This window comes from Nocardioides sp. BGA-UO-ETr-FS32 (assembly GCF_059567905.1).
The window spans coordinates 415,422-438,740 of the sequence record NZ_JCAQOX010000015.1 but is presented as its reverse complement, the minus strand read 5'-3'; the positions used below and the strand labels follow the sequence as shown (position 1 = coordinate 438,740).

At 72.7% G+C, this 23,319-nt stretch carries 18 protein-coding genes; 7 read left to right on the top strand and 11 right to left on the bottom strand.

Annotated features, from left to right (window positions below; all coding sequences use genetic code 11):
* Positions 1-92: 92 nt before the first annotated feature.
* The 6 genes from pcrA to AC57BS_RS15595 form a co-directional block, all read right to left on the bottom strand.
* The gene (gene pcrA, locus AC57BS_RS15620) at positions 93-2,474 is read right to left on the bottom strand and encodes a DNA helicase PcrA (protein WP_496412351.1); all 2,382 of its coding nucleotides are present in this window, start codon (positions 2,472-2,474) and stop codon (positions 93-95) included.
* Positions 2,475-2,533: 59 nt separating this feature from the next.
* On the bottom strand, positions 2,534-2,887 hold the full coding sequence (locus AC57BS_RS15615) for a hypothetical protein (RefSeq protein ID WP_496412350.1): 354 nt from the start codon (positions 2,885-2,887) through the stop codon (positions 2,534-2,536).
* Between the two features lie 26 nt (positions 2,888-2,913).
* A complete protein-coding gene (locus AC57BS_RS15610) occupies positions 2,914-3,357 on the bottom strand; it encodes a universal stress protein (protein ID WP_496412349.1) in 444 nt (147 codons plus the stop codon).
* Positions 3,357-4,790, bottom strand: a complete 1,434-nt coding sequence (locus AC57BS_RS15605; protein ID WP_496412348.1) for an APC family permease — start codon at positions 4,788-4,790, stop codon at positions 3,357-3,359. The genes AC57BS_RS15610 and AC57BS_RS15605 overlap by 1 nt, the downstream gene beginning before the upstream one ends.
* Before the next feature lie 99 nt (positions 4,791-4,889).
* A complete protein-coding gene (locus AC57BS_RS15600) occupies positions 4,890-5,555 on the bottom strand; it encodes a LuxR C-terminal-related transcriptional regulator (protein ID WP_496412347.1) in 666 nt (221 codons plus the stop codon).
* Positions 5,552-6,916: a PspC domain-containing protein gene (locus AC57BS_RS15595; RefSeq protein ID WP_496412346.1), complete on the bottom strand. Its 1,365-nt coding sequence runs from the start codon at positions 6,914-6,916 to the stop codon at positions 5,552-5,554. Before AC57BS_RS15595 ends, AC57BS_RS15600 begins: the two co-directional genes overlap by 4 nt.
* Positions 6,917-7,073: 157 nt before the next feature.
* On the opposite strand from AC57BS_RS15595, the gene AC57BS_RS15590 reads away from it, so the two are divergent.
* Together AC57BS_RS15590 and AC57BS_RS15585 are read left to right on the top strand one after the other, a co-directional pair.
* Complete coding sequence (locus tag AC57BS_RS15590) at positions 7,074-8,321, top strand: PspC domain-containing protein (protein ID WP_496412345.1); 1,248 nt, start codon at positions 7,074-7,076, stop codon at positions 8,319-8,321.
* Between the two features lie 11 nt (positions 8,322-8,332).
* Positions 8,333-8,617 carry a hypothetical protein gene (locus AC57BS_RS15585; protein WP_496412344.1) on the top strand — a complete coding sequence of 95 codons (285 nt, stop codon included), beginning with the start codon at positions 8,333-8,335 and terminating at the stop codon, positions 8,615-8,617.
* Here the strand turns inward: AC57BS_RS15585 and AC57BS_RS15580 are convergent.
* Together AC57BS_RS15580 and AC57BS_RS15575 are read right to left on the bottom strand one after the other, a co-directional pair.
* Entirely contained in the window at positions 8,606-10,294 is a 1,689-nt protein-coding gene (locus AC57BS_RS15580; RefSeq protein ID WP_496412343.1) for an aminotransferase class V-fold PLP-dependent enzyme, read from the bottom strand. The genes AC57BS_RS15585 and AC57BS_RS15580 overlap by 12 nt on opposite strands.
* Before the next feature lie 223 nt (positions 10,295-10,517).
* Positions 10,518-11,540 (bottom strand): glycerophosphodiester phosphodiesterase family protein, encoded by a 1,023-nt coding sequence (locus AC57BS_RS15575; protein ID WP_496412342.1) that lies wholly within the window; start codon positions 11,538-11,540, stop codon positions 10,518-10,520.
* A 77-nt stretch (positions 11,541-11,617) separates the two neighbouring features.
* Here AC57BS_RS15575 and AC57BS_RS15570 point away from each other — a divergent pair, with 77 nt between their 5' ends.
* The 3 genes from AC57BS_RS15570 (at position 11,618) to AC57BS_RS15560 (ending at position 13,467) form a co-directional block, all read left to right on the top strand.
* Positions 11,618-12,160: a YbaK/EbsC family protein gene (locus tag AC57BS_RS15570; protein ID WP_496412341.1), complete on the top strand. Its 543-nt coding sequence runs from the start codon at positions 11,618-11,620 to the stop codon at positions 12,158-12,160.
* Between the two features lie 81 nt (positions 12,161-12,241).
* Positions 12,242-12,796, top strand: coding sequence for a hypothetical protein (locus tag AC57BS_RS15565; protein WP_496412340.1), 555 nt, complete (start codon positions 12,242-12,244; stop codon positions 12,794-12,796).
* A complete protein-coding gene (locus tag AC57BS_RS15560) occupies positions 12,796-13,467 on the top strand; it encodes an alpha/beta hydrolase (RefSeq protein WP_496412339.1) in 672 nt (223 codons plus the stop codon). Before AC57BS_RS15565 ends, AC57BS_RS15560 begins: the two co-directional genes overlap by 1 nt.
* A 38-nt stretch (positions 13,468-13,505) precedes the next feature.
* Here AC57BS_RS15560 and AC57BS_RS15555 read toward each other — a convergent pair whose 3' ends face one another.
* A complete protein-coding gene (locus AC57BS_RS15555; protein ID WP_496412338.1) occupies positions 13,506-13,796 on the bottom strand; it encodes a hypothetical protein in 291 nt (96 codons plus the stop codon).
* Positions 13,797-13,948: 152 nt separating this feature from the next.
* Between AC57BS_RS15555 and AC57BS_RS15550 the strand changes: the two genes are divergently transcribed.
* Positions 13,949-18,187 carry an nSTAND1 domain-containing NTPase gene (locus AC57BS_RS15550; protein WP_496412337.1) on the top strand — a complete coding sequence of 1,413 codons (4,239 nt, stop codon included), beginning with the start codon at positions 13,949-13,951 and terminating at the stop codon, positions 18,185-18,187.
* 142 nt (positions 18,188-18,329) lie between these two features.
* On the opposite strand, the gene AC57BS_RS15545 is transcribed toward AC57BS_RS15550, so the two are convergent.
* Both AC57BS_RS15545 and AC57BS_RS15540 read right to left on the bottom strand, forming a co-directional pair.
* Entirely contained in the window at positions 18,330-18,662 is a 333-nt protein-coding gene (locus AC57BS_RS15545) for a hypothetical protein (protein WP_496412336.1), read from the bottom strand.
* A complete protein-coding gene (locus tag AC57BS_RS15540; RefSeq protein ID WP_496412335.1) occupies positions 18,662-18,925 on the bottom strand; it encodes a hypothetical protein in 264 nt (87 codons plus the stop codon). Before AC57BS_RS15540 ends, AC57BS_RS15545 begins: the two co-directional genes overlap by 1 nt.
* A 146-nt stretch (positions 18,926-19,071) precedes the next feature.
* Here AC57BS_RS15540 and AC57BS_RS15535 point away from each other — a divergent pair, with 146 nt between their 5' ends.
* Positions 19,072-23,316, top strand: a complete 4,245-nt coding sequence (locus tag AC57BS_RS15535) for an nSTAND1 domain-containing NTPase (protein WP_496412334.1) — start codon at positions 19,072-19,074, stop codon at positions 23,314-23,316.
* Positions 23,317-23,319 lie beyond the last annotated feature (3 nt).

The window sequence follows — 23,319 nt, the reverse complement described above, 5'->3', positions numbered from 1 at the left end:
ATGACGTCGCGGGTCTCGCTACGCCCGCTCGTCCCTCGCGGGCTGCTCGACCACCGAGAGATCCTCGCGGGCTGCTCGACCACCGAGGGTGCTCAGAGCTTCTCGACGGGCGCGTAGCGCAGCAGCAGGCGCTTGACGCCCTCCGAGCCGAAGTCGATGGAGGCCACCGACTTCTCCGCGACGCCCTCGACGGCCACGACCGTGCCCATCCCGAAGGAGTCGTGGACGACCCGGTCGCCCGGCGCGAGGCTGGGGATGGCGCGGGCCGGCTTGGCCTTGGCGGCCGCGTCGGCGCGCAGCGCCGCGGAGCTGAAGTTGCGGCGCCCGGCGTCGGTCGGCGTGGCGAGGCGCGTGGAGCCGCCACTGAGGTCCTGGCGGCCCCAGCGGGTCTGCTCGACAGCCGTACGCCGCCAGTCGACGAGGTCGACGGGGAGCTCGTCGAGGAAGCGGCTCGCGGGGTTGTGGCTGGGAGCGCCCCAGGCGGAGCGGACGAGGGCGCGGGAGATGTAGAGCCGCTTCTCGGCGCGGGTGAGGCCGACGTAGGCCAGGCGGCGCTCCTCCTCGAGCTCGGGCTGGTCGCCCAGCGAGCGCTGGTGGGGGAAGACGCCGTCCTCGAGGCCGGTGAGGAAGACGACGGGGAACTCGAGGCCCTTGGCCGTGTGGAGCGTCATCAGGGTGACGACGCCGGAGTCGTCGCCGTCGGGAGCGTCGGGGATCTGGTCGGCGTCGGCGACGAGGGCGACCCGTTCGAGGAAGTCACCGAGCCCGACGGCCACGGTGCCTGCCTCGACCTCGGCCGGGTCGGCGCTGGGGCCCGGCTGCGGGTCCTCGGCAAACTCGCGCGCGACGGCGACGAGCTCGGCGAGGTTCTCGACACGGGTGCCGTCCTGCGGGTCGTCGCTGGCCTCGAGCTCGGCGAGGTAGCCGGAGCGCTCGAGGACCGACTCCAGGATCACGTCGGGGCGCTCGTCGGCCTCGACCATGGACTGGAGCTCCTGGACGATGGCGACGAAACCCTCGATGTTCCTGAGGCTGCGGGTGGCCAGGCCGGGCGCCTCGGCGGCCCGGGTGAGCGCCTCCCAGAAGGTGATCCGGTCGCGCTCGGCGAGCGCGGCGATGCACGCCTCGGCCCGCTCGCCGATGCCGCGTTTGGGGGTGTTGAGCACGCGGCGCAGCGAGATCTCGTCGGCGGTGTTGACGAGCATCCGCAGGTAGGCGAGCGCGTCGCGGACCTCCTTGCGCTCGTAGAAGCGCACCCCGCCGACGACCTTGTAGGGCTGGCCGGTGCGGATGAACACCTCCTCGAAGACGCGGGACTGCGCGTTGGTGCGGTAGAAGACGGCGACGTCGGCGGGGCGTACGCCGTGCTCGTCGACGAGCTTGTCGATCTCCTCGCTGACGAACCGGGCCTCGTCGTGCTCGTCGTCGGAGACGTAGCCGACGATGCGCTCACCCTCCCCCGCGTCGGTCCACAGCCGTTTGGGCTTGCGGCCGCGGTTGTTGCCGATGACGGAGTTGGCGGCGCTGAGGATGGTCTGGGTCGAGCGGTAGTTCTGCTCGAGCAGGATGGTGGTCGCGTCGGGGAAGTCCTGCTCGAAGTCGAGGATGTTGCGGATGTCGGCGCCGCGGAAGGCGTAGATCGACTGGTCGGCGTCACCGACGACCATCAGCTCGCTCGGCTCGACCTGCTCGGCCCCGGTCTCCTCCAGGGACTGGCCGCACAGCTGCTGGATCAGGCTGTACTGGGCGTGGTTGGTGTCCTGGTATTCATCCACCAGCACGTGACGGAACCGGCGGCGGTAGTTCTCGCGGACGTCGGGGAAGGCCTGCAGCAGGTGGACCGTGGTGGAGATCAGGTCGTCGAAGTCGAGCGCGTTGGCCTCGCGCAGGCGGCGCTGGTAGGCGGCGAAGGCCTTGGCGTAGGCCTCCTCGAAGCTGTTGCGCGCCTCCTTGGCGGCGTCCTCGGCGTCGCGCAGCTCGTTCTTCTGGTCGGAGACCCAGTGGAGCACCGCGTTGGGCTGGTACTTCTTGGGGTCGAGCTCGAGGTCGCGCAGCACCAGCGTCATGAGCCGCTTGGAGTCGGCGGCGTCGTAGATCGAGAAGTTGGACTTGAAGCCGACCCGATCGATCTCCTTGCGCAGGATGCGCACGCAGGAGGAGTGGAAGGTCGAGACCCACATGATTTTCGCGCGGTTGCCGACCAGGTGCTGGACCCGCTCCTTCATCTCGGCCGCGGCCTTGTTGGTGAAGGTGATCGCCAGGATCGAGCCGGGGTGGGCCTTGCGCTCGGAGATCAGCCACGCGATGCGACGGGTCAGCACCCGCGTCTTGCCCGACCCGGCGCCGGCCACGACGAGCAACGGCGCGCCGGAGTGCACCACGGCCGCCCGCTGGGGCTCGTTGAGCCCCTCGAGGAGGGGGTGGTCGGCGCGCTCGAAGAGGGCTTGATCAGGGGAGGCGTCAGTGGGGCTCATGTCCGCCCCAGCCTATGCGGCGGGGGTGACAGCCGTACGCCCCCGTCCGGGGCTGTGGATCAGGCGTGCGTGGGCGACCAGAACACTGCGACGGCGATGTTGGCGACCGTCAGCACGAGCAGCCCGAGGTAGAGGCCCTGCGGGATGCTCGGCTTGCGCAGGTTGACCATCACCAGCACCAGGATCACGAGGCCGACGGCGAACTTCACGCCGATCTTGGCGTGGTCGGGACTGCCGATGCTCTCGAGCACGCCGACGAGCAGCAGCCCGGCGAGAAAGGCCGTGCCGGAGCCGTCGCGCATCAGCGAGTTGACGGCCTTCTGCTCCGAGCGCAGCTGCACGAGCAGGCCGCCGAGCAGCGCGGCGTAGCCGAGGATGTGGACGAAGAGCAGCACCAGCCGCAGGGTCTCCATGGCGGGGATCCTACGGCCGGCGGGTGCTACTTCTTCTTCCGGGGCGCGGGGCGTACGACGAGCACCGGGCACGGCGCGTAGTGCTGGACGCGCTGCGCGGTGCTGCCGACGAGGACGGCGTCGCTCAGGCCGCGGCCGCCGGCGGCGACCACGACGAGCCCGGCGTCGTACTGCTTGGCGGCCTTGATGATCTCGTTGGCCGCGGAGCCGCTGCGGATGCGCTTGCTGACCTTGGGGCCCCAGCCCTCGAAGACGCCGGCGATGGTGTCGACGGCGCTCTGGGCGGCGTCGCGGAACGAGCCGTCGAACCCGTGCTCGGACACGTCGTCGGCGAACGCGACCGAGGCGAGGGGACGTACGACCGCGACGACGGAGATCTCGGTGATCTTCGCCGGGTCGGCGAAGGACTTCAGGTGCTTGGCGGCGGCCAGCGACTGCTTCGAGCCGTCCGTGGCGACGATGACGTGCATCAGAGGTCTCCCTTGGGTGTCTGCGAGGCGGTGCCGGGTCGGGGGCGGGACCGGCCACCGAAGAGCTGCTCGAGGAGGTACAGCACCACTCCCACCGCCAGCAGGCCGGCGCACCACAGCAGCGAGGCGGGATCGTCGTAGACGGCGTAGTAGAGGATCGCGAGGTTGCCGACCAGGCCCAGGACCAGCAGCGGCGTGTTGGCACGGAAGGCCCGCTCGTCCTCGTCCTGCCCGCGCAGCTTGAGGCACGTCGCGATCACGAGCGCGTAGATCACCAGCAGGAAGACCACCGTGACCAGCGCCAGCCGGTTGACCAGGTCGATGCCGCCGCCGGCAGCGGTGACGGCGTAGCCGGTGACGAGGAGCGTGCCCACGACCAGGCCGCTGAACAGCAGTCCCACCCAGGGGCTGCGACGGGTCGCGTGGACCTTGGCGAAGACTCCCGGGACCACGTCCTCGCGCGCCATGCCGTAGAGGATGCGGGGCTGGGTGACGAGGGTGACGAGGGTGGTGTTGGTGATCGCGACCAGGGCGATGACCGTGAAGATCGTGGTCATCAGGTCGGTGGAGAACGGCAGGATGCCCTGCTTGACCACCTCGAGCAGCGCGACGTCGGACTCCGCCAGGGTGTCGACGGGCACCGTGAGGGCCGCCGCCATCGAGACCAGGACGTAGACGACGCCGGCGACGACCATGCCCCCGATGAGCGAGCGGGGGAAGGCCCGGTAGGGGTCGATGGTCTCCTCGGCCACGTTGGCGGTGTTCTCGAAGCCCGTCATCGCGAAGAAGGAGAGCGCGACACCGGCGAGGACCGCCAGGGCCGGGTTGCCCGAGACGCTGATGTCGGTGAGGGTGCCGAAGTCGGCGTTGCCCTCGGCGATGTACCAGACGCCGATGACCATGACGATGACCAGGCCGGTGAGCTCGATGAAGGTCATCAGCATGTTCATCACCACCGACTCGGTGATGCCGATGAAGTTGATGAGCACCAGGACGGCGACGAAGACGAGCGAGACGAGCAGTGCCGGGGGCCCGCCGCCGTCGAAGAGCTGGGAGAAGTACGACGCGAAGCCGGTCGCCAGCGAGCCGGAGGCGGCGAAGCTCGCGGAGAGGAACGACACGGTGACCAGGAAGGTGAGCGCCTTGTTGCCGAACGCCTTCTGGACGTAGAGCGAGGAGCCCGCTGCCTGGGGGTACTTGGTGACCAGCTCCGCGTAGGCCGACCCGGTGATGGCCGCGACGGTCACGCCCGCGGCGAACGCGATCCAGAAGGCGCCGCCGACCGCGGCGGCGACGAGGCCGATGAGGACGTAGATGCCGGAGCCCAGGACGTCCCCGAGGGTGTAGAAGAACAGCTGCGCCCCGGTGATGGAGCGCTTCAGGCTGTCTTCGTCGTCGCCGGTGTGCGCAACGGTGGCGGTGGAGTCGGCCACGGCGGCCTCGCTTCCCGAGTGGGGGTGGGGATCCGTCGACCCCACCGCCTCCGAGGCCCTGGTGTCAAACGTCGCCCACCCGATGGGAGGCGGCCCGGCTCAGAGGAGGCGGCGGTCCGAGGCCCATTTCGTCAGCTCGTGACGGCTGGAGAGCTGGAGCTTGCGCAGCACCGACGACATGTGCGTCTCGACCGTCTTGACCGAGATGAAGAGCTCCTTGGCGACCTCCTTGTAGGCGTAGCCGCGGGCGATGAGGCGCATCACCTCCCGCTCGCGCTCCGTGAGCCGGTCGAGGTCCTCGTCGACGGCTGCGACGTCGATCGACCCGGCGAACGCGTCGAGCACGAACCCGGCCAGCCGCGGCGAGAACACAGCGTCTCCCCCGGCCACGCGGGTGATCGCGTCGACCAGCTCGGGGCCGGTGATGGTCTTGGTGACGTAGCCGCGCGCGCCGCCCCGGATGGTGCCGATGACGTCCTCGGCGGCGTCGGAGACCGACAGCGCGAGGTAGAGGGTGTCGGCCGACGGATGCCGGCGCATCACCTCGACGCCTCCCCCGCCGGGCAGGTGCACGTCGAGCAGCACGACCTGCGGCCGCAGCTCCCGCACGACGTCCACGGCCGCGTCGGCGTCGGCCGCCTCCCCGACGACCTCGACCAGCCCGGCGCCGCTGGCGGCGAGCTCGGCGCGCACCCCTGCCCGGAACATGGCGTGGTCGTCGACCAGGACGACCCGCACGGGTCCTGCGCTGGCGGTCTCGGTCATCGGGTCTCCTCGTCGGGCGCCTGGGACTGCGGCTGGGGCTCGGGCTGGGGGTGGGATTGAGCGTGGGAGTGGCGGGGCAGGTGGAGCCGGACCTCGGTGCCCTCGCCGGGGGCAGAGCGTACGTCCGCCCGTCCGCCGTGGCGCTCCATCCGGTCGACGATGCTGCTGCGTACGCCGTGCCGGTCGGTCGCGACCGCGCCGAGGTCGAAGCCGGCGCCGCGGTCGCGCACGAAGACGTCGACGGCGCCGGAGGTGGTCTCGGCGTAGACGTCGGCGCGCTGGGTGCCGGCGTGCTTGGCGACGTTGACGACGGCCTCCCGCGCGGCGAGGACGACCGGCCGCAGGGCCTCGTCGAGGTCGCAGTCGCCGACGGTCACCACGTCGACGACCACCGGGTGCTGCGACTCGACGTCGGCGGCCATCTCCTTGAGCGCGCCGGCGAGCGTGGTGGCGTCGGTCGTCTCGGCCTCGAAGAGCCACTGGCGCAGGTCGCGCTCCTGCGAGCGGGCCAGGCGCGCCACCGTGGTGGCGTCGTGGGCGTTCTTCTGGATCAGTGCGAGCGTCTGGAGCACCGAGTCGTGCAGGTGCGCGGCCATGTCGGCACGCTCCTGGGTCCGGACCCGCTCCACCCGCTCGGCGCCGAGGTCGTCGATGAGCCGCTTGGCCCAGGGGCCGACCACGATGGCGAGCCCGACGAGGCCGAGGAGGCCGGCGACCAGCACCGGGACGGCGAAGGTGGCCTGCCCCGCGGCGATCGCGAAGACGAGCAGGCCGGTGACGATGAGGCCGAGCCCGGCGGCGATCCGGGCGTAGGCGGCCCAGCCGCCGTTGCCGAAGACGGCCCGGAACGGGTCGATGCGCCCGGAGGAGTCGATCCACCGCTCGCGCTGCGCCTCGTCGGCCTGGCGCCACAGCAGTCCGATGCCGGCGACGCCGAGGACCACCGGCCAGAACAGCACGCCCTGGCCGAAGATGCCCTCGACGCCGAGGACGACGCCGAAGAACAGCGCGCCGAGGGCGATGGCCGGGCCGGCGTCGCGCAGCCGCGAGCGCCGACCGGGGCGCTTGCCGGTGCGGGTCGCGCTCTCGAGGCCGGGCGCGCCGACCTCGAAGTGCTGGTCCGCGGGCAGGAACACCCACAGCCCGGCGTACAGCATCAGGCCGAAGCCACCGAGGAACGCCGTGGCCACGAAGAAGCCACGCACCCACAGCACCGGCAGCGCGAGGTGCCGGGCCAGGCCGGACGCGACGCCGCCCGCGATGGGCGCGGTGAGGTCGCGGTAGGCGCGACGCGGCGAGCCGGGGCGCACCGGGCGGCCCGGCTGGGCGGCCGCGTGGGAGGTGGACGTGGGGTGGGTCATCGTGTCTCCCATCGTCGCAGGCGCGCAGGCGCGCGACCATGAGGACTGACCCCGAGGCGACCCTGAGCCGGCCCCCGCCCCGACGCCTGCGGATCGGGGCGGCGAATCAGGGCTGTCCCCGATGGTGGCAGCGCCGTCCGCGGACGAGAGTGGAGCCATGGACAACCCCAGCCCCACCACAGACACCGGCGCCGGCGCCGAGCAGTCCTCGCCCGGCCAGCCCCCGACGGGCCAGCCCTCGTCGGGCCCTCGGGTCACCCGCGACGAGATGAAGGACCTCGGCCGCCTGCGCCGCAGCGTCACCGACCGCCACATCGCCGGCGTGGCCGGCGGCATCGCCCGTCACCTCGACATCGATCCGATCATCGTCCGGGTGGCGCTCGTGGTGGGCGTCTTCTTCGGCGGCGCCGGCCTCCTCCTCTACGTCGCCGGCTGGCTGCTGGTGCCCGAGGAGGGCACGGACGACGAGCCGCTCGGCCTCGACCGCCGCAGCCGCGCGATCGCGCTCACCGGCGTGGGCGTGCTCGCGCTGATCGCCGCACTCGGCGACTGGGCTGGCGCGTTCTGGTTCCCCTGGCCGCTGGCGATCCTCGCTGCGCTGGCCGTGTGGTTCCTGCACCGCCAGGGCTCGGGGTCGCAGCGGGCACCGGGCGCGGCACCCGAGGCGTACGGGCAGGGGTACGGGGAGGCGTACGGAGAGACGTACGGATCCGACCCCGCCACGGCGTACGGTCCGGCCTACGGTCCCCCCGCCGACCCGGGCGGCTGGGACGGGTACGCCCGGGCTCCCCGCCCGCGGAACCCCCGCAAGCGCGGCCCGATCCTGTTCTTCTTCACGCTCGCCCTGATCGCCCTGGCCGAGGGGGTCCTCGGTGTGGTCGACGTGGCCGGTGTCGCCGTCACGGACAGCGCCTATCCCGCACTCGCGCTCGGCATCACGGCGCTGATGCTGGTCGTCGGCTCCGTCTGGGGTCGGGCCGGTGGCCTGATCGCCCTGGGAGTCGTCGCTGCCGTCGTGACCGCTGCCGCGACCGCTTCCAGCAGCTTCCCCGACGACCGCCTCTCCTACGCCCCGACGAGTGCCGACGAGGTCCGCGACTCCTACGACCTGGGCGGCGGCGAGCTCACCCTCGACCTGTCCGGCGTCTCCGACGTGGAGGCGCTCGACGGGCGCGACATCACCGTGGACGGAGTCGGCGGCCGGGTGGAGGTGGTCGTCCCCGACGGCATGGACGTCACCGTGCGGACCGACCTGGTCGCCGGCGACAGCCGGGTCTTCGACGAGCGCCGCGACGGGTTCGACGTCAACGTCGACGGATTCCGCGACGGCGGGGACGAGGTCCCCGACATGTCCATCACCATCGACCTGGTCGCCGGCGAGGTCATCGTCCGCGAAGCGGCCTGAGGAGCAGCGCCATGAGTGAGAACAGCAGCTACGACACGGACCTGTACGGCTACGACGAGCCGATGGTCGGTCCCCTCGACGCCCCGGACAAGCCCAGCGGCTTCCACCCGGTCAACGTCGGCCACCTCGTGATGGGCGTCGCCTTCGCCGGCATGGTGCTGGTGTGGGCGCTCGTCCAGGGCGACGTCGTCGAGACCTCCGAGCTCAACTGGCTGATGCCGATCCCGTGGCTGGCGGCCGGTGCCGCCGGGCTGGCGGCCACGGTGTGGGGCACACGCCGGACCTCACACGAGTGAGCAGGCCGGCAGCGCGAACCACCTGAGGTCGTCGAAGCCCTGGTCGAGGTGGCCGGTGTCGGACCAGTCCGGCGGCGACGCGGCGGCCATGATCGCGCGGCCCTCGTCGAGGTGCTCCCTGAGCACCGAGACGGGGGCCGTCTGCGTGTGGGCGGGCCACGTCATCGTCCCGTCGGCGGCGTAGGTGACGTCGGCCAGCCGCATCGGCGGCTCGACCGGGCCGGTGCGGTGGTGCCAGAGACCCGTGAGCGGGTCGAAGCGGTAGTCGCCGAGCAGCCGCCAGCCGTCGCGGGCGACGAGCCGCACGGCCTCCACGACGTAGGCGAAGACCTCGTCGTCGACGAAGTAGTTGAAGTTGACCCGCACCCAGCCCGGCTTGATGCCCTCGCAGCCGGTCGCGATCTGCGCCTCGAAGGCGTGGCTCCGGTCGAGGTCGATGTCGAGCAGCCGGTGGCCGTAGGGGCCGGCGCACGAGCAGCCGCCGCGGGTCTGGATGCCGAAGAGGTCGTTGAGCAGCGCGACGACGAAGTTGTGGTGGAGGTAGGTCCCGTCGGGGGCCTTGACGACGAAGGACAGGATCGAGAGCCGCTGGGAGTCGAGGTTGCCGAGGATCTGGATCGTCGGCTCCGCCACCCACGCCTCGACCGCGCGTCGCAGCAGCTCCTCCTCGTGGGCCTGGATCGTCTCCACGCCGACGGCCTGCTTGAGCTGGAAGACCAGCCCGGCGCGGATCGACTCGACGATCGCGGGCGTGCCGCCCTCCTCGCGGTGGGCGTTGTCGTCGAGGTAGCGGTGCTCGGTCGGGTTGACGTACATGACCGTGCCGCCACCCGGCACCACCGGCACCCGGTTGGCCATCAGCTCGCGGCGTACGACCAGCACGCCCGGGGTGCCGGGTCCGCCGATGAACTTGTGCGGGCTAATGAAGATCGCGTCCTTGCGCGAGCGGCCGGGGCCGTACATCTCGATGTCGACGTAGGGCGCGCAGGCGGCGAAGTCCCAGAAGCTCAGCGCGCCGTGCTCGTGGAGCAGGTCGGCGACGCCCTCGGTGTCGGTGACGATGCCGGTGACGTTGGAGGCCGCGGAGAACGAGCCGATCTTGAGCGGACGGTCGGCGTGGCGCTCGAGCTCCTCGCGCAAGTGGTCGAGCGAGACCCGGCCGTCGGCGTCCTCGTGGATGGTGACGACGTCGGCGATGGTCTCGCGCCAGGGGATCTCGTTGGAGTGGTGCTCGAACGGGCCGATGAACACCACCGGCCGCTGGTCGGCGGGGATGGCGTCGCTGAGGTGGTAGCGGTCCTCGAGCACGCACGGGATGCGGAGGCCGAGGATGCCGATGAGCTTGTCGATCGCCGCCGTGCTGCCGGACCCGCAGAAGACCACGACGGTCTCCTCGTCGCCGCCGACCGCGTCGCGGATGATGCGGCGCGCGTCCTCGCGCAGCCGCGTCGTCTGGAGGCCGGTGCCACTGGCCTCGGTGTGGGTGTTGGCGTAGGCGGGCAGCACCTCGGTGCGGATGAAGTCCTCGATGAAGGTCAGGCTGCGACCTGAGGCGGTGTAGTCGGCGTAGGTCACGCGGCGCGGGCCGTAGGGGCCCTGCATCACCTGGTCGTCGCCGATGACGGACGCGCGGATGCGCTCGAGCAGGGCGGTCGAGGTGGCGGAGTCGTGCGTCACGACCCGAGCGTACGCCGCTGCGAGGCTGTGCCTGTCACCGATCGGCGCGCACCGTCGCGCCCCCGGTGGGGTAGTCCAGTGGGCAGTGGCTGGCACGTGCCCCTTGGCGGCGGTGGTCCAGTGGGAAGTGGCTGTCTGCCGGCACGTTTCTCGACCACATTCCACTGGACTACCGCGGCGCCCGACCACATTCCACTGGACTACCCCAGCGCCCGACCACCTCTCACTGGACTACCCGGCGCAGGGGCGGGCCACTGACTGCCCGCACGGCTGCGAGCGCGGCCTCGGGATGGTCGGTGATGACGCCGTCGACACCGGCGGCGAGCAGGGCCTCCACCTCGCCGGCCATGTCACCCAGCCCGTCCGGGGCGTCGCCGCGGCGCAGGTTGGTGGGGAGGAAGCGGTTCTCCCCGCGCACCGTCCACACGTGCACGGTGAGACCACGGCGGTGGGCGTCGCGCACGAGGGTCGACGGCGCACCGACCGCCCCCGCGGCGTCGCGCGGCAGCACGAGCGCCCGGTGCGGGCCGATGCCGTCGGCGTACTCGTCGATCCGGTCCAGGTCGTCGGCCGTCACGCGCCCGCCGGCATCGAGGAGCTGCACGACGGGCAGCCGGGTGCGGGTGGCCAGCCGCCGCAGGACCGGGGACTCGAATGCCATCAGCGTCACGCGCGCCCACGGGTGGTCGAGGCCGTGGCGGGCGAGGTCGCGGAACAGCGGCACGTCGAGCGGCAGCCCGATCGCGTGTTGGTGGGCGGCGTGCTTGAGCTCGAGCATCACCCCGACGGCCCGGCCGCGTCGCGCCGACTCCGCGCCGACCATCGCCAGCACCTCGTTGAGCGTCGGCACGCCCTCGGCCCCGTCGTACGCCGCGCTGGCCGGCCGGGTGTCCGGCATCCGCTCGCGGGCGGCGAGGGTCTTGAGCTGGGCCAGCGTGAGGTCCTCGGCGAACCAGCCGTGCTGCGCCACCCCGTGGACGACGACGGTCCGCCGGAGGTGGGCCAGCTCGGGGCGCCGCGCGACGTCGGTGGTGGCGCTGAGCTCGAGGTCGTGGCGGGCGACCAGCACGCCGTCCTTCGTCGAGACGAGGTCCAGCTCGATGTCGTCGACGCCCATCCGGATGGCGGTCCGGTAGGCGTCGAGGGTGTGCTCGGGACGGTGCCCGCTGGCGCCGCGGTGCGCAACCACGGCGGGCGTGAGGACCAACGACGAGGTCCTGTGGACCGCCTCGCGGGTCACCGTCATGGCCCCACCGTGTCGGGCCGACGGGACCGGCCGGTGGTCGCCGGGTGTCGTCAGGGTGAATGTCGCATGATGACCGCGTGACTCTCCCCTCGTTCCCCACGCTCGAGTCCCTGCCCGCCGCGGAGAACCCGTCCCTCGTCGCCACGTCAGTCGCCGTCGCGCTGGCCGGCTGGCCAGGCGCCGCGCAGGTGGCGGTCGTCGACATCGACCCGGAGCTCGCCGACACCGCGGCGATGAGCGAGGCGTACGACATCCCGATGACGGCCAGCGGCAACTGCGTCGTCGTCGCGGGCACGCGCGCCGGCGACGAGCGGGTCGCCGCGTGCGTCGTGCGCGCCGACACCCGCGCCGACGTCAACACGCTCGTGCGCAAGATGCTCGACGTGCGCAAGGCGTCGTTCCTGCCGGTGGACCGCGCGGTCGAGGAGACCGGGATGGAGTACGGCGGCATCACGCCGCTCGGGCTGCCCGACGGCTGGCGGGTGCTGGTCCACGACGTCCTCCTCGACGAGCCGGTGGTCGTGCTCGGCAGTGGCGTGCGCCGCTCGAAGCTGCTGGTCCCCGGCGCCCTGCTCGCCGACCTGCCGGGCGCCGAGGTGGTGCCGGACCTCGGCCGCTGAGGCTGCGTGCTGATCGGCGAATGGGACAAGGGCTCGCGGGTACGGAGCGGGTTCCCCCGTACCCGAGGTCTGGAGAACACCATGTCCGGCAACACCCTGTCCCGCACGCTCAACGACGTCGGCCTGGCGGCTTGGTTCGGCGGGACGCTGGCCAATGCCGTCGCCCTGAACCCGGCGGCCGGCGAGGCCGACTCCCCCGCTCGCGTCGGCTCGGTCGCCAACACCGGCTGGGACCGGTGGACGCCGGTCAACGCAGCGGCGATCGGCGCCCACCTCGTCGGCAGCACCGGCCTGCTGCTCGGCAACAAGGGTCGGGTCGTCGGCCAGCGCGGCGTGGCGAGCACGTCGCTCGCCAAGACCGGCCTCACCGCCGCCGCGCTCGGCGTGACGGCCTACAGCCGCATGCTCGGGCGCCGCGTCGCCGACAACACCCACGTGCCGGCGGAGTCCGGCACCGAGCCCTCGGCCCGCACCCCGCGTGACGTCGCCGAGGCGCAGCGCAAGCTCCGCGTGCTCCAGTGGGCCGTCCCGGCCCTGACCGCCGCGATGATCGTGGCGGACGCCCGCCTGGGCGAGCAGCAGCGCGTCTCGAACGTGCTCGACGGCCTGGCCGCGCGCATCCCCGGTCTCTCCTGATGACCGGCGCCCGGCTCGTCCCCGTCCGCACGCCACGCGACCCCGAGGGCGTCGTGATCGTGCTGCACGGCGGGGCGAGCCGGGGCGACCGCGTGATGGTGAGCCCGGCCCAGCTGTCGGTGCTGCGGATGGTGCCGGTCGCCCGGCGCATCGCCCGCGCCGGTCGCTCGCGCCTCGCCGTCCACCGCCTGCTCAACACCCACCGCGGGTGGGACTCGCAGACCACGCCGGTCATGGACCTCGCGTGGGCACTGGAGCAGGTCACCGCCCAGCACGGCGACCTCCCCGTCTCACTCGTCGGCCACTCCCTCGGCGGCCGCGCCGCCCTCCTGGGCGGCAACGACCCGCAGGTCCGCAGTGTCGTGGCCCTCAACCCCTGGGTGACGCCGACCGACCGCGCCGACCTGCGCGGGGCCCGCGTGCTCGTCGTGCACGGCACCGACGACCGCATCGCGCTCCCGTCGAGGTCGGCCGACTTCGCCCGTCGCCTCGCTGCCTCCACTCAGGTCGGCTACGTCGCCGTCCCCGGGGCCCGTCACGCGATGCTGCGCCACGGGAGGACCTTCGAGACGTACGCCGCCGAGTTCGTCACCGCGACGCTGCTGGGCGTCCCCCCGAGGTCTGAGGCGCTGGCTGCGGTGCTCGACGGAGCCGCGTACGTCGAGGGCTGACGTCAGGGCCCGGGCCACCGCCGGCCCGCCATCTCCCCTCACCGTCCGGGTTCGAACTCGTCGTTGAAGTCCATCCGGTTGCGGGTCCCGCTGCCGGCCGGGTTCGGCTCCGGGCAGGGCCTGACCGCTGCTCGGGTGTTGCAGGCCGGCTCGTAGTGCCGGGTGGTCGGTCCCGGCGGGTCGAAGGGCTGGGTGGCCGGTTCCGGCAGCTCGACGCCGATGTCCTGGGCGGGTGGGCTCACCTCGTCGCCGCAGGAGCTGAGGGTCAGGCTGGCGACGCCGAACGAGGCGGCCACCAGGCACGTGCGCACAGTCGTGATGATGTCCATCGTCTGGTCCTTCCGGTGATGTCGTGGATCGCCGGAGCGGGCGCTCCGACCACTCGACGTTCCGCCGGGTCGGTATCCGTCGGGCCCCGCGGCGGTATCCGTCCGGTATCCGCCGCGTTGACGCGACCCGAAGTCGGGAGCACCGTGGAGCGGTGGGCATCCAGGTCCTCGGCCCGCTGACCGTGGACGGCTCGGGACGTCTCGGCCCACGGGACCGTGTCGTACTCCAGGCCCTGGCCGTCCGCCAGGGACGCTCGGTCACGGCCGACGAGCTGACCGACGCGCTCTGGGGAGACGCTCCGCCCGCCTCGGCCCACAAGAACCTGCAGTCGTGCATCGTCCGGCTGCGCAAGGTCCTCGGCGCGGACGCCATCGAGACCACGGCCGACGGGTATCGGCTCGGCACCCCCGCCGACGACCTCGACACCCAGCGGTTCGAGGCCCAGGTGGTGAGGGCTCGCGAGCTCCTCGAGCTCGGCGAGGCCGACCGCGTCTGCTTCCTGCTGGAGCAGGCGCTACGCCTGTGGCGCGGCCCCGCGTTCGCGGATCTCGACGAATGGCCGCCCGCACGCCGCGAGGCCGGACGCCTCGACGAGCTTCGCCGGGACGCGGAGGAGCTCCTGCTCGACGCGCAGCTGCGTGGCGGTCGCGCCCGGGAGGCCCTCGCCCGGGCTCACGAGATGGTCCGGTCGGCTCCCTTGCGCGAACGCCGATGGGAGCTGCTCGCCCTGGCCCAGTACCGGACCGGGGCCCAGGGCGAGGCGTTGCGCACCATCCGGCAGCTCCGGGCGGTCCTCTCCCGCGAGCTCGGCATCGATCCCGCACCCGAGGTCGTGGCCCTCGAGCAGTCCATCCTGCGGCAGGACCCCGCGCTCCAGCACGACGAGGCCCCGGTGGCGCACCCGACCTGCCCTTGGCAGGGCCTCCAGTCGTACGACGTCACCGAGGCGGACCGGTTCTTCGGCCGGGAGGGTGAGATCGAGGCCGGGCTGGCGATCCTCGACGCGCAGGGACTGCTGGCGCTCGTGGGCCCGTCGGGCTCGGGCAAGTCGTCGCTGATGCGAGCGGGGATCGGGGCACGCCTGATGCAACGCGGCACCCGGCTGGTGACGATCACGCCGGGCCGCCACCCCGTCCAGGCACTGTCGCCGCTCACCGCGTCCGGAACCGGTGATGCCCTCCTGGTCGACCAGGCCGAGGAGCTCTTCACCCTCTGCGAGGACCCCGACGAGACCCGCGCCTTCATCGACGCCCTGGCTGAGGAGGCCTCGCGCCGCCCCGTCGTCGTGGCGCTGCGTGCCGACCATCTTGCGGACCTCACCGCCTACCCCGCCTTCAGCCGCCTCGTCGAACGCGGCCTCTACCTCGTCGGCGGGCTGGACGAGGCCGGTCTCCGCCTGGCCGTGGTCGGGCCCGCCCGGCAGGCGGGGCTGATCCTGGAACCCGGTCTGGTCGACGTGCTCGTCACCGAGGTCCGCGACGACCCCGGCGCCCTGCCGCTGCTGTCCCACGCCCTTCTGGAGACCTGGAAGAGGCGGGAGGGCAACACCCTCACCGTCGACGGCTACCGCGCCAGCGGCGGGATCCACGACGCCGTGGCACAGTCTGCAGAGCGCCTCTATGCCCAGGTCGAGCCGAACCTGCGCGATGCGCTCCGCGACCTCGTGCTCCGGCTGCTCTCCCCCGGCACCGAGGGCGAACCCGTGCGGACCCGTGTGCCACGCCGGCTGATCGGCACCGACGCCGAGCACGACCGGCTGATCGAGATGCTGGTCTCGGCGCGGCTCGTGACGAGCGACGAAGGCGTCCTCGAGATCACCCATGAGTCCCTGGCCAGGGCGTGGCCCCGACTGCGTGGCTGGCTCGAGGACGACGTCGACGGCCGTCGGATCCTGCACCACCTGAGCGCCACCGCGGACGCCTGGAACACCCTCGGCCGTCCCGCCAGCGAGCTCTACCGAGGTGTCCGGCTCACTCGCGCCCTGGACTGGTGGAGCAGCACCGGAGCGACGCTCACCGTCGTCGAACGCGACTTCCTGGAGGCCGGGCGGGCGCAGGCCGACGTCGAGGAGCAGAGCGCCGCTGCTCGGGCGAAGGAGCAGGCGCGGTTGATCTCACGACTGCGCCAGGTGCTCGCCGTCGCCACCGTGCTGCTCCTGCTCGCCGTCGCCGGAGGTGGTGTGGCACTCACCCAGTGGGACCGGGCGGGCGACAACGCGGATACTGCCGCGGCGGCGGAGATCGAGGCCGTCGCGCGGCGCGCCGGCGCCAGCGCTCTGGTCACCGGGGACATCGACACCTCGTTGCTGCTCGCGGTCGCCGGCGTCCGGCTGGACCCCGCCACCGGCACCCACAACAGCCTGCTGGCCGCGATCACGAAGCGGCCCGAGCTCGTCTCCTCCACTCCCATCGAGGGCGGCCTCCCCCTGTCCGTCGATGCCAGCGCGGACGGCCGGTTCGTCGCGGTGCTGGACGAGTCGCACCACCTGCGGCTCTACGATGCCGACACCGGCGAGCTCGCCGGCGAACGCGGACTGGGGGATCCGCTGGTCTCCTGGGGCGCTGCCTTCGGCAGGCAGCTCATGTTCAGCCCCGACGGTCGGTGGCTCGCGGTCGCGAGGAGCGCGAACGACCGACAGCCCTTGGCGCTGCTCACGGTGCCGAGCCTGACCCCGGCACGTCCGCTGCGGGGCCTTCCACCTCGCGGGTGGCAGGCGACCGACCTGTCGTTCAGTGGCGACGGGAGCCACCTCGCCGCCGGGTTGCAGGGCCCGTCGGAGTCTGATCCCTCGGCACTCGTCGGGGCGGCGCTGGTGTGGGACCTCGAGCGCCAGGCTCCGCCCCGGCGGTTCCGGCTGGACGCCGGGGAGATCCACCCCCAGGTCGCGCTCGACGAGCGGGGAGAGGTGCTCTTCACCTCTCATCCCCTGACGAGACGCTCCGTGGTCACCGGGCTCTCGCGCTCGCTGGACCCGGGCGGGCGCCACTTCATCTGGTCCCTCGACGCGCTCCGTGGCGGCGAGGCGGTCATCGGCATCGACGCCAACACGACGCGGGTCTTCGACGGCGTCACCGGCCGGGTGCGTGCCAGCTATTCCGCCGAGGGGTACATCACCTCGCTGCGGGTCGCCCCGAACGGGCGCAGGTTCATCGTCACCACCTTGCACCAGCGCGACGTCCAGGAGTGGCGGCTGGACCACCCGGAGGGACCGCACCGGGCGTTCGCGGTCGACCGCGGAAACGCGAACGCCGTCGACTACTCCGCCGACGGGACCTTCCTGGTCGCCACCGGGCGAGGCGGCACCGCGCTGCGGAAGTGGGACCTCACCGGGGAGCGGGGCTACGTCCGATCCGTCCCGACGTCGTCGCACCACGGCGGTGACTTCGGCGTGATCGCGGCAGGTGGTCAGCGCTCCGTGGTCCTGCGCGACTTCGGCTGGGCCCTCACCGACTACCGGGACGGCAGCGTGGGCGAGATCCCGCCCACCTTCGGCTACCGCCACACCTATGGCGCCTTCCACCCCGACGGACGCCACTTCGCGACGACCTCGGACGGCGAGATCAGGGTCTGGGACGAGGACGGCGAGCCGACCGGGCAGCGGACCACCCTTCCCGGGCAGCGGATCACCGAGATCGACTACACGGCCGACGGCAGCCGGATCGCCGTGTCCGAGCTCGACGGGACCGTCACGATGCTGGACGGCGCCACCCTGCGGCCTGTGGGGCTGCCAGTGGAGCTCGGTGAGCCCGTGTCCTGGGTCGTCGCCCGGCCGGACCGTCGTACTGCCGTGGTGCTGCTCGGCGGGGTCGAGGCCACGGGCCGGTTCGTGGTCCCGAACAGCGGCTGGGCGGTCGTCGACCTGGTCGACGGCGTCGTGGTGGACCGGGGTGAGCTGGAGATGCGCTACCACCAGTGGCTCGACGTGTCACCGGACGGCAGGTACGCGGTCGTCGGTGGAGGGGAGAACGGCGACGGAGCTCTCTCCGGGGCCCGGGGCAAGGTGGAGGTCATCGACCTGTCGACCGGGGAGCGCGTCGCGCCGGCGCGGGAGTGGGCGGGCGACCAGCGGTCGCAGGTCGTCTTCTCGCCCGACGGGACCCAGCTGCTGTCGTCGAGCCCCAACGGCCTCGTCGCGGTGTGGGACGCCGCCACTGTCACACCCATCGCGACCCTCGTCGCGCCCGATTCCTCGGTGCTGACCGGCGCCTTCCTTCCCGACGGCCGGACGGCGCGGATCCTCGACTGGGGCACGGGACGGGCCTACGACTGGGACCTCTCGAGGGAGAGCGCCGTCGAGTTCGCCTGCCGGGCCGTGGGCCGCGACCTGACGCGTGCGGAATGGGCCGAGCACTTCGGCGACCTGCCGTTCCGCGAGACCTGCCCGCAGTAGCCCGAGCCGACGCTGTGCTCGTAGCCGAGGTCCTGGACGGGCGGGCCGACGGCCAGGTCGCACGCGGAGACGGACAGCACGCCGAGGACGAGCGACCCCGCGGCGAGGGCCCGCCCGGCGCACGTGGTGGTCTTCACGGCGCTCAGGGGCGAGGGTCGAGGCCGGGGCGTCGTACGTCGGTCCCCGACCACGGCTCGACGACCGGGCGCTGCCCACAGAGTGGGTGGTGCTCGAGCGACGAGGCCCGCCGGGGCGGAAGCGCGAAGCACTGGCGGCCGACCCCCGGGTCGATCGTGGAGAACCACGGATCGCTGACCGGAGCCGGCGGGGCCTGCGGCGTCATCTGCTCGGGCAGAGTGGTGCTGTTGGCGGGAAGGACGAGGATGGCGGCGATCGCCGCGGCCCCCAACGCGCCGGCGGCGGCCGGTGGCCACCACCATCGCGGAGAGTCCGAGCCGATCGAGTAGGTGCTCATCACGGGCGTCCGTCGTCACCGAAGTCGAGCCGCGACGAGTTGGTGTCCCTGGACGGCTTCGGCTTCGCCGGCAGCGTCGCCTCGCCGTCGCCGAACTCCATCCGGTTCGTGTGGTCGCGCACCGGGAACGTGGGGCTCTTGCTCTTCTTCTCGACCGAGGTGTCCGCGCCCGTCGCGGGCTCCTCCAGGTCGCCGCAGGCGGCGACGAGGCCGAGGGCGGCGGTGGCGACCACGGCGGCGACGGTGTTCCTGATGCTGTTCATGGTGATCTCCTGAGCTGGCGGTTTCCCGGGCCAGGCGGCTCGAGGTGCCCAGTTGCCCACCACCCGGTACACATCCGGCGCAGGCGCGGTATAGCCCGGGTATAGACGGCGTTGACCGGGCCCACCACGCCGAGGACGCTGACGGGGTGGGGATCAACGTCCTTGGTCCGCTGACCGTCGACGGACCGGGCCGTCTCGGCCCCCACGACCGAGTCGCACTGCAGGCCCTGGCCACGAGGCCGGGGCACCCGGTGAGCGTGGACGAGCTCGTCGACGCTGTCTGGGGAGACCACCCGCCACCGTCGGCGGCGAAGAACCTCCAGTCCTGCATCGTCAGGCTCCGCAAGGTGCTGGGCACCCAGGCGATCGAGACCTCGCCCCACGGCTACGTCCTGGCGGTGCCCCCCGACCACCTCGACGCGAACGAGTTCGAGGCGCAGGTGACCCGGGCGCGCGGGCTCATGACGGTGGGCGAGAGCGACCGGGTCGCCTTCCTGCTGGAGCAGGCGCTCGCCCAGTGGCGCGGTCCCGCCTTCGCGGACCTCCCCGACTGGCCGCCCGCTCGGCGAGCAGCGGGCCGGCTCGAGGAGCTGCGCCTCGAGGCGCAGGAGATGCACGTCGACGCCATGCTCCGCAGCGGCCGTCCGCGCGAGGTACTGGCACAGGCACACACCCTGGTGCGGGCCGCGCCGCTGCGGGAGCGACGCTGGGAGCTCCTCGTCCTCGCGCAGTACCAGACGGGAGCCCAGGGCGAGGCCCTGCGCTCGCTGCGCCAGCTCCGCGCCGTCCTGGCCCGCGAGCTGGGGATCGACCCGTCGCCGGAGATGCTGGCCCTCGAGCAGTCGATCCTCACCCAGGACCCCCGCCTCCTCGTCCCGCAGCCGCGGGCCGGGACGGCCCAGTGTCCGTGGCAGGGGCTCAAGGCGTACGACGTCGATGACACGGAGCGGTTCTTCGGCCGTGACGCGGACGTGGCCGCGTGCCTCGCGATCGTGGACCGGGGCTCGTTCGTCGCGCTCGTGGGGCCTTCCGGCTCCGGCAAGTCGTCCCTCCTCCGCGCCGGCGTGCTGGCGACCTTGCGTCGGCGCGGCCACCGGATCGTCCTGGTCACGCCAGGTCCGCACCCGGTGCAGTCGCTCACCGCCCTGGCGGACGACGCGCCGGCCGGCACGGTCCTCGCCGTGGACCAGGGCGAGGAGGTGTTCGCCCTGTGCGAGGACCTGGAGGAGCGGCGGGACTTCCTCGAGCGACTGGTCGAGGAGGCGCGACGGCGACCCGTCCTCGTCACCGTGCGAGGAGACCGGCTGGGCCAGGTGACCGAGCACGCGGGCTTCAGCCGCCTGGTCGAGGGCGGCCTGCACCTCGTCGGCGCTCTCAACGAGCACGGCCTGCGCCAGGCGATCGAGCGACCCGCCGAACAGGCTGGCCTGGTCATCGAGCACGGCCTGGTCGACCTCCTGGTGCGCGAGGTGCGGGACGACCCCGGCGCCCTGCCCCTGCTCTCGCACGCCCTGCTCGAGACCTGGCAGCGACGCGAGGGAAACACCCTCACGGTCGACGGCTACCGCGCCTCCGGTGGCATCCACGGGGCCGTCGCCCAGTCCGCCGAGCAGCTCTACGCACACATCGAGCCCGAGCAGCGCCGACAGCTGCGCGACCTGGTCCTGCGGCTGGTCTCGCCCGGCGCCGAGGGCGAGGCTCTCCGGACGCGCGTCCCCCGACGGCTCGTCGCCCCCGCCCACGACCAGCTCGTCGAAGCACTGGTGGCCGCCCGCCTGGTCACCAGCGACGAGGGCGTCCTCGAGATCACCCACGAGGCCCTGACGCGCGCCTGGCCGCGACTGCGCGGCTGGCTCGACGACGACGTCGAAGGGCAGCGGATCCGGCACCACCTCAGCGGTGCGGCCGACGCCTGGGACACCCTCGGGCGCCCTCCCAGTGAGCTCTACCGCGGGGTCCGGCTGACCCGCGTGCTGGACTGGCAGACCCGCACCGAGTCGACCCTCACCGACACCGAGCGCGACTTCCTCGACGCCGCCCGCGAGGCCTCCGACGCCGAGGCGCGGAGCGCGGCCGAGCACGCCCGTGACCAGGCGCGGCTGATCCAGCGGCTCCGGATCGTGCTGGGTGGCGCGGCCATGCTCCTCGTCCTCGCTCTCGCCGCAGGCGGGCTCGCCGCCGTCCAGTCGGACCGGGCCGGCGAGAACGCCGCCCAGGCGGAGCAGTCCGCGATCTCCGCCCTCGCCCGGGGTGCGGCGTCTCGCGGCGGCGCCTCCGGCGCCCTGGACGCTGGGCTGCTGCTGGCCGCGGCCGGGGTGGTCCTGGATGAGTCGCCCGAGACGGTGGCCAACCTGCAGCAGGTGATCAGCCAGAACCCGGCGTTGGTCGGCTCCACCCCGCTCGCGGTGAGCGACACGTCCGCACTGGACGTCCTCCCGGGCGGCCGGATCGCAGCGCTGCTCGACAGCCGCCACTCACTCAGCCTGGTCGACCTGGCCACCGGCGCGGAGGTCGCGCGACGACAGATCGGCCCGGCACGGAGCGAGATCGACCCGCGCCGGATCCTTCGCGCCAGCCCCGACGGACGGCTCATCGCGGTGGGCGCCGCGCAGTCGGAATCCGTCCTGCAGGTCCTCGACGCGGAGACGCTCCGCCCCGTGGCCCTCCCAGCGGCGGCAGGTCTTGCACCCGGCCGGTGGCAGCTGAAGGACGCGCAGTTCAGCCAGGACGGATCGACGCTGGTCGCCGTACTCGGCCGCTACGTCTACGACGACGCGACACCCTCGGCCGACACACGCGCCTACGTCTGGACCCTCGGATCCTCGTCCATCCCGCTGAGGGTCGACCTCAGCCGGTGGACGAAGGACTGGGCGTCGGCCGCACTCTCTCCCGACGGCCAGTTGCTCTACACCGCTACCCCGACCCTTCGCGTCCACGACCTGCGCGCGGGCGGCGTCCGCACCCTCTCGGAGCAGGAGGCCACCCCGTTCGAGCTCGGCCTCGAGGTCAGCCCGGATGGACGACAGCTGGCACTCGCCCGCGGCGAGCTGGGTACCGACACCGTCCTCCTCGACGCCGACAACGGGGAGGTCCAGCACACACTGCGCCACGACTCCGCGACCTTCGATGCCCGGTTCAGCAGCGACGGGCGGCGTCTGCTGACCGTCACCTACCGTCCCGAGTCCGCCTCGGTGTGGGACACCCGCACCGGCCGTCGGCTCAGCCGGTTCACCCTCCCCACCGGCGAGCCGGACGCGGTGGACCTGGTCGGGGCCGGGGACCGTGTCGTGAGTGCCGCGCTCGATCCGGTCGCACACATCTGGGACGTCGACGGGAGCAGCCGTTACGTCAGCCGTACGGCCGTGTCGGGCCTGTTCGTGGAGGGCGAGGCCCAGGCGACGTGCTGGCCCAGCCCGTCACCCGACGGCGCCTACGTGGCATACGTCTTGTGCGACCGCGTGAGCGTGTCCATCCTGGACGTCAGTCGCATGCGCACGTTCGCCCCGGACGCAGCAGGGAGCGGGTACGACTTCGGAGGTGGCAGCTGGCACCCGTCGCGCGCGGAGTACGTGCGTGCCATTGGAGGCGTGCTCTACATCTGGGACGGCCGGACGGGTCGGGTCCGGACCGGACCGAAGCCGGCAGGCGAGACGGTGACGGAGGTCGACCACAGCCCCGACGGCTCCCGTGCGGTGATCTCCGAGCTCGCCGGCACCCTCACCCTGCTCGACGGGGCCACCCTGGAGCCTGCGGGTGAGCCGGTCGACCTGGGCGCCAACGTCTGCTGCGTCGCCCTCGGGCCGGACAACCGGACGGCCTTCGCGCTGGTCGGGGGACCGGAGCGCACGGGCGACTGGGAGGAGCTCTCGGACCGGTGGGTCCTGGTCGACCTCGAGACCGGCGAGGTGGTGCGCGACGGCTCGCTCGGGCTGAGCAACGGGAACTGGGCGGCGTACTCGCCCGACGGCAGGCACCTTGCGGCGGCCGGCCTCGAGGGACAGGTGGCGGTCATCGACACCGAGACCGGACGACTCGTCCGGGAGCCGGTGCGGGCGCACGGCGCCTGGGTCCACTGGGTCGCCTTCTCCGACGACGGATCGCGCCTGGTCAGTGGAGGTATCGACGGGTCCGTGGTCATGTGGGACCCCGAGACCGGGCGGTTGACTGGGCGCGTCACGCTCCCGGAGTCCGAAGCCTACACGCCGTCGTTCCTGCCGACCGGCAACATCATGATCGTCGGGCGGGAGGAGCATGCACTCTACGAGTGGGATCCGTCCGCTGGTCGGGCACTCGAGTTCGCCTGCCGTGCGGCCGGTCGCGACCTCACCGAGGCCGAGTGGGCCGAGCACTTCCCCGGCCAGCCGTTTCGGTCCGTCTGCCCGCAGGAGTAGAAC

Coding starts and splice junctions, on each gene's coding strand:
- AC57BS_RS15575 (WP_496412342.1), bottom strand. CDS start 11,540: ATGACGGTGACCCGCGAGGCGGTCCACAGGACCTCGTCGTTGGTCCTC.
- AC57BS_RS15595 (WP_496412346.1), bottom strand. CDS start 6,916: ATGACCCACCCCACGTCCACCTCCCACGCGGCCGCCCAGCCGGGCCGC.
- pcrA (WP_496412351.1), bottom strand. CDS start 2,474: ATGAGCCCCACTGACGCCTCCCCTGATCAAGCCCTCTTCGAGCGCGCC.
- AC57BS_RS15540 (WP_496412335.1), bottom strand. CDS start 18,925: ATGAACAGCATCAGGAACACCGTCGCCGCCGTGGTCGCCACCGCCGCC.
- AC57BS_RS15615 (WP_496412350.1), bottom strand. CDS start 2,887: ATGGAGACCCTGCGGCTGGTGCTGCTCTTCGTCCACATCCTCGGCTAC.
- AC57BS_RS15600 (WP_496412347.1), bottom strand. CDS start 5,555: ATGACCGAGACCGCCAGCGCAGGACCCGTGCGGGTCGTCCTGGTCGAC.
- AC57BS_RS15610 (WP_496412349.1), bottom strand. CDS start 3,357: ATGCACGTCATCGTCGCCACGGACGGCTCGAAGCAGTCGCTGGCCGCC.
- AC57BS_RS15545 (WP_496412336.1), bottom strand. CDS start 18,662: ATGAGCACCTACTCGATCGGCTCGGACTCTCCGCGATGGTGGTGGCCA.
- AC57BS_RS15590 (WP_496412345.1), top strand. CDS start 7,074: ATGGACAACCCCAGCCCCACCACAGACACCGGCGCCGGCGCCGAGCAG.
- AC57BS_RS15565 (WP_496412340.1), top strand. CDS start 12,242: ATGTCCGGCAACACCCTGTCCCGCACGCTCAACGACGTCGGCCTGGCG.
- AC57BS_RS15585 (WP_496412344.1), top strand. CDS start 8,333: ATGAGTGAGAACAGCAGCTACGACACGGACCTGTACGGCTACGACGAG.
- AC57BS_RS15560 (WP_496412339.1), top strand. CDS start 12,796: ATGACCGGCGCCCGGCTCGTCCCCGTCCGCACGCCACGCGACCCCGAG.
- AC57BS_RS15555 (WP_496412338.1), bottom strand. CDS start 13,796: ATGGACATCATCACGACTGTGCGCACGTGCCTGGTGGCCGCCTCGTTC.